This is a genomic window from Streptomyces sp. SID12488, from assembly GCF_010548275.1.
Taxonomy (GTDB): domain Bacteria; phylum Actinomycetota; class Actinomycetes; order Streptomycetales; family Streptomycetaceae; genus Streptomyces.
On sequence record NZ_JAAGLT010000144.1, the window covers coordinates 1 to 419 of the forward strand.

Annotated in this window: 1 protein-coding gene; it reads left to right on the top strand. The window is 62.3% G+C overall.

What is annotated here, in order from left to right; translation table 11 throughout:
• Nucleotides 1–253: hypothetical protein (locus G3I56_RS42905; RefSeq protein WP_164418969.1), on the top strand; the 253-nt coding region annotated here is incomplete at its 5' end.
• Between the last annotated feature and the right edge of the window lie 166 nt (nucleotides 254–419).

Sequence of the window (419 nt, forward strand, 5' to 3'; positions counted from 1 at the left end):
GGACGACGAGCTGCTCGTCGTCTTCGACGTGCCGAAGAGTTTCGTCGACGACATCCGTGCGAGAGCGATTCCGCAGGAACAGCCGGACGGAATGGGCTTCACCAAGCAGGAATGGAAACAGGTGAAGCAGATCTATCCGGAAATATCGGACCCCACCCGGGGGACGGACTTGTACGGCCTGCCCGGAAAGGTGCTCGACCAAATGCGGAAGGTCATCATTCCCGGCTCCGGTAGGATCGTCCAGGACCATTAGCGAGGATTGTGACATGCTGCACGAAATCGAAGACCTGGAAAGCGAGAGGTCCCGGACGTCCCGCCGGCCGGAGGCCGATTCCGCGCCTCCGGTCCTGGCCTATTTCGAACTGGCCGTGGACGGGGACCGGACGGAATACGCGCGCAGGCTGCGCGGTGTCCTGGAC